Origin of the sequence: Hominimerdicola alba 8 (assembly GCF_000178155.2) — a bacterium.
Taxonomy (GTDB): domain Bacteria; phylum Bacillota; class Clostridia; order Oscillospirales; family Ruminococcaceae; genus Hominimerdicola; species Hominimerdicola alba_C.
The window spans coordinates 1-3,346 of sequence record NZ_ADKM02000101.1 but is presented as its reverse complement, the minus strand read 5'-3'; the positions used below and the strand labels follow the sequence as shown (position 1 = coordinate 3,346).

Annotated in this window: 4 protein-coding genes and 1 pseudogene; all 5 read right to left on the bottom strand. The window is 39.3% G+C overall.

The genetic code is table 11. The annotated features are described in order from the left end of the window. On the bottom strand, window positions 1–348 hold a 348-nt coding region (locus tag CUS_RS12680), incomplete at its 3' end, for a DUF262 domain-containing protein (protein ID WP_002851322.1). Window positions 349–373: 25 nt separating this feature from the next. Next, window positions 374–1,357, bottom strand: coding sequence for a site-specific tyrosine recombinase/integron integrase (gene xerA / locus CUS_RS12675; protein ID WP_002851324.1), 984 nt, complete (start codon window positions 1,355–1,357; stop codon window positions 374–376). Window positions 1,358–1,446: 89 nt separating this feature from the next. Continuing rightward, window positions 1,447–2,580: a YcjF family protein gene (locus CUS_RS12670; protein ID WP_002851321.1), complete on the bottom strand. Its 1,134-nt coding sequence runs from the start codon at window positions 2,578–2,580 to the stop codon at window positions 1,447–1,449. Window positions 2,581–2,594: 14 nt separating this feature from the next. Next, complete coding sequence (locus CUS_RS12665; RefSeq protein WP_037277357.1) at window positions 2,595–2,807, bottom strand: hypothetical protein; 213 nt, start codon at window positions 2,805–2,807, stop codon at window positions 2,595–2,597. A 47-nt stretch (window positions 2,808–2,854) separates the two neighbouring features. Continuing rightward, a pseudogene (locus tag CUS_RS12660) lies at window positions 2,855–3,346 on the bottom strand (hypothetical protein); the annotation flags it as partial.

Sequence of the window (3,346 nt, the reverse complement as noted above, 5' to 3'; positions counted from 1 at the left end):
TCTGCACAGGTTTTCAGAGTCATCATCTTGACTTGTTGTACCTATCGCCACATTGACACGAATCAATAGAGCCTTCATCAGTAGTAAAAATGTTGTTGTTCTCTGCTGACCATCGATGAGACCGAATACAGTATCATTATCTTGACAGTTGATGATGATAGTGCCAAAGAAGTGAGGATCTTTGCTATCGTTGTTCATGAAATCGGTAATATCCTGCCATAACTTATCGCAGTTAGTGACTGACCAAGAATATGGTCTTTGGTATTCTGGTATCATAAACTTTGCATCTTCCTCTAGTTTGAGATATGCACCGATCTTTCTGAGTTTTGGCTCAATACTCTTTGCCATAACAATAACCCTTCTTTCTGTTATTTCACCCTATATACTTTCTATGGGCAATCTTAACATTACTCTGCTTAACCATAGCATACTGTAATGTGGTATCTATCCGTCTATGACCGAGAAGCTGTTGAAGCTGCTCAATGGGCATACCCTTGTCGATTGCCATTGTAGCTAATGTACGCCTGAATTTATGAGGGTGTGCTTTCTGTATGTTCAGGCGTTTACCGATTTTTCTGATTCTTACTTCCACACCGCCGATTTTAAGGCGTTTGTGCGGAGCTTTCAACGATACGAAAAGAGCTTCATTATCGTCCGTCCTGCTGTCAAGATACTGCTTCAAATGCAGTTTGGTACGGGCATCAAAATAGACGATGCGCTCTTTATTGCCCTTGCCGAGAACCACACACTCTCGTTCCTCAAAGTCAATATCGGAACGGTTTAGCAGAACAAGCTCTCCGACACGCATACCCGTTGACGCAAGCATATCAATCAACGCTAAATCACGCAAATCCGTACAATCATCACGCATTTGCTCCAATGCTTCATCGGTATAGGTATCCTTGATCGTGCTTGCGGTCTTGATCTTATGTATCCTGCGTACAGGGCTTTTCATAATATAGTTTTCTTCTTCGAGCCAAGAGAAAAAGCTCGATAATATGCGCCGTATGTTATCTATTGTCACACGGCTTGAATTGTTATCTTCCTGATAGCTTGTCAGGTACTTTCTTAAATCATCAGTATCAATGTGCTTGACCTGCTTGCCGACAGCAACGAGCATATTTGTAATGGTCTTTTGATAGTATTTCAGCGATTTCTCTGAACAGCCCTCTATCCGCTTAGATGAGATGAACGAGCCGACGATCTTATCGTTGCTATTTTCTTCTGTCTTATCGCAAGATACCGCAGTAATGCCAAAGAAAGCAATGTCCAGCACTTCCGATAGCTGTTCGAGCTGAAAATTATCCAACACCGACAGCATTTTCTGCATGATTTCGTTTTTAATTTCCTGTATCATAGTCAATTCTCCTTAGAATAAAATTCAAGAGAACGACTCCCAACGGCAGTCCCTTTTTATAGCTTCCGCCGTTGGAGGAAGATAGGTCTTTATTTTTTCTTTTTTAGCTCGTCCTTAAAAATACGTTTCATCGTATCTTTTCCATCATCGCCCATTAACTGTTCTTTGGTCATCTCACCCTTATAGACCATTTCCATAATTTTGATGTAAGCCATACCCAAAGCCGTTGTAAGTAATCCTGCTGTTGCTCCAGATATTGCACCGCCAATGCCAGTTCCAACGCCTGGAATGAGCTTCAATATATTTGCTACAATTGTTTTTCCGAGAACAGTAGCACCTGCACCGCCAATAGTTGATGATACAAATGCTGTTAAAAAGCTCTTGCTTACGTCAATTCCAAAAACAGCAGTAATACCAGCTATCATTCCCACTTGCGTAGGAACAAGCAAAGCTGCATCGGAAAAAGGAATAGGGGCAAATCCCTCTCCAAAAGCTGCCGCCACTGATGCAGCAATTATTCCCTCAGAATACTTTTTTTTTGATTCTAAATTAGCAATTTGTACATTTTGCAATGTATCGTGGAGTTCATCAGGAAGTGCGTGCATCATCACTTCAATTAAAGTGTCACAACCGTATGCCTGATAAACAAATTCCTCGTCATAGTCTTTATCAATTGCGAGTAGAGGAACTACCTTAACAATATCCAAATTTTGAGCTTCTATATATTCTTTCATGACTCTGGCATCTTTTTTTGGAACAGCCTGTGTAAGAATAACGATAATTGGTATTTCAGTGATTCTGTTTTCCTTGGCAAAATCTCTTATCCAATCAATTTCCTCCTGCTCCACTCTGCTTGACGATGTGTTAATACAATACCACATACAGTGAATCATTTTATTTATATCACGACTGGAAACACCTTGATGAATGAGGTTTGTTATTTCTTTAAGCAAATCTTCCTGCTTGTGCGCTCCGAGATCAAAGCCTGGTGTATCATAAATAGTAAGAGGAAAATCAGCCTTAGTAATAGCCCTTACCTCATCTGTTATGGGCTTGCCAATTCCTGTTTCTGCCAAATTCTCACGAAAAACGCTGTTAATCAACGTGCTTTTTCCCACACCAGTTTTTCCTACAATGACAATATTGAGGTGCTTCAAATTCTTAATTCTCTGGTTAATCTGGTCAATTGCTTCTTGTGCAAGCTTATCTACATTTATCTCCATATTAAAACTCCTCGTTATATTCCTTTATTCGTATTTTTCCTTACAATTACATACTTGTTATCATCAAAGTTTTCCAAGCCTTTGTTTGTATTTTTGTAATAACATGATGCACCTTTGTTTATAAATTCAGGTATAACCACAGATGCAACAGCAGCTACAGCTATGCTTCCCACAACATAGCCGGCAACCTTCAAAGGTGATTTCTTTACTTTTTTCTTGCTACTCATAGAGTATCAGTCCTTTCTATTTCTAATATAAACGATAATTTATCGTATCAATCGGATATGGTAGCTTGACCGTTCATCAGCATCGGCAAGAGCCAGTCACGGAGAGCCACAAGAGCTTGCGTTTCAGTTGGAATACCTGTTATTTTCATGAGTAGCGGTTGGATTGCCTTATCAAATCTCGCAAATACCTTCTGATCGTAGGGAAATTTATAAGACATACAATTATCTGGATCAATCCTTTTTCTACTTCCTGTTGAGGAGCTTGCATTTTGAATTAGGTGAACAGAAAAAGCATCGCTGTTCAGAAGTGAATATAATGCATATACGCCTGTTTCTGTTGCTTTGACAGGTAAAAACTCAGTCGAACATATAGCGTTATCAGTTGAATCTATAATAAGCCAAATTCTTTTGAATTGAGGATTGAGTTTAGATACAAGAACACTATTATCAGGAACGACATACTTATTGCTTGCAATAGCTTTACCATCTTCTACCGCTGGACTATGTGTATCATCAAATGCAGGAATACTGTAGTGATT

Bases quoted from the DNA above. Each gene is read 5' to 3' on its own strand.
- xerA (WP_002851324.1), bottom strand. From the start codon at position 1,357: ATGATACAGGAAATTAAAAACGAAATCATGCAGAAAATGCTGTCGGTG.
- CUS_RS12670 (WP_002851321.1), bottom strand. From the start codon at position 2,580: ATGGAGATAAATGTAGATAAGCTTGCACAAGAAGCAATTGACCAGATT.
- CUS_RS12665 (WP_037277357.1), bottom strand. From the start codon at position 2,807: ATGAGTAGCAAGAAAAAAGTAAAGAAATCACCTTTGAAGGTTGCCGGC.